This window comes from Psychrobacter sp. SZ93C1, from assembly GCF_015864635.1.
Taxonomy (GTDB): Bacteria; Pseudomonadota; Gammaproteobacteria; order Pseudomonadales; family Moraxellaceae; genus Psychrobacter; species Psychrobacter fozii.
In genome coordinates this window covers 1-1,321 of record NZ_JADYWY010000025.1, presented here as the reverse complement: position 1 = coordinate 1,321, position 1,321 = coordinate 1, and the positions used below count along the sequence as shown (strand labels likewise).

Sequence of the window (1,321 nt, the reverse complement as noted above, 5' to 3'; positions counted from 1 at the left end):
TTGCTTATGATAAAGACATGAGCCAAGCAGGCGAGCTTTTACGTGGTAGTGCAACGGTCGATCTAGGCAAATACATGGCAGCGCCAGTTACTTTAGGTGCCATGTATCAAGTAGCTGATTTCGATGGCGGCGAAAAAGACGAAAAAGGCTTGGTTGTTAGTGCTGAAATGGGTCTAACTAACTTTGCTCGTCCAGCATCTGTTTATGTTCAATATAACGGTACTAAAAATCTAGCTGGTTTTGAAGACCGTGATTCAGACCAAGTTGTTCTAGGTGGTAAATACAACTTCAAAGACAACATGATTGCTCATGCTTATATTGGTGACAACTCTGCTGACGATAAAGCTACTAATACTGATCTTGATGTATTCGCAATTGGTGGCGGTCTAGAATACTTATTCTAGTATCAGCTGCTAATAGCTAATATATAAAAACTCACCCTTCGGGGTGGGTTTTTTTATGATAAAAATAAAATATTAAATACAAAGAATAGTAATATTGAATAATCACAGTCATGTAAATTTTGTTTTTTCACCTTACTGTAATATTTGTTCGGTAAAGTAGTGTTTAAGCAGTTTTCATGACTCGTTATATATAGTGGTTTTGAGTATCTTTGGATACACCATTATATACATCAACTACTTAGCCAACTTATCACTCAAATCGTAAAGTGGAGATATCCTTTGAAAAAATTACTTTTAGCTACAGCAGTTGCCGCTTTATCTGTATCTGCAGCCAATGCAGCACCTACCTTATATGGTAAAGCATTCGTTACTACTGACTATGTAAATGCTGAACGTGATGGTACATTGTATGACGTCGACAGCGACTCAGTGCAAATCAACTCAAACAGTTCACGCCTTGGTTTCAAAGGCTCTGAAGCAATGACTGCTAACACTGATGTGATTTATCAATTAGAATATGGCATTGCTGTCGATGACAGTGGTGATGAGAATATTGCTTTAAAGAGCCGTGATACTTACCTTGGTCTAGATAACAAAAACTTAGGTCAGTTCCGTTTTGGCCGTAACTACTCAGTGACTGACTACATCAATAATGTAAGCGTTACTGAAGGCTTTTGGGATAACCTAGGCTCTAGTAATCTTGACATGGAAGGCGATGTTTTAGATGCGGTAACTATGGCTGATGGTGGTCGTGTTAATAATTCTATCGTATGGATTGCACCTAAATACAATGGTTTACCATTAGAACTTGCACTTCAGTATGGTGCTGATGAATCTTTTGTATCTGATGATGATGACCGTGATAGTGGTTTTGGTGCATCGTTGATGTTTGACCAAGGTACTGGCTTCACTGCTGG

The 1,321-nt window shown here is 38.5% G+C and carries 1 protein-coding gene and 1 pseudogene; both read left to right on the top strand.

What is annotated here, in order from left to right; all coding sequences use genetic code 11:
• A pseudogene (locus I6E83_RS14615) lies at positions 1 to 404 on the top strand (porin); the annotation flags it as partial.
• Positions 405 to 683: 279 nt separating this feature from the next.
• A partial coding sequence (locus tag I6E83_RS14610) for a porin (protein WP_197102969.1) occupies positions 684 to 1,321 on the top strand: 638 nt, incomplete at its 3' end.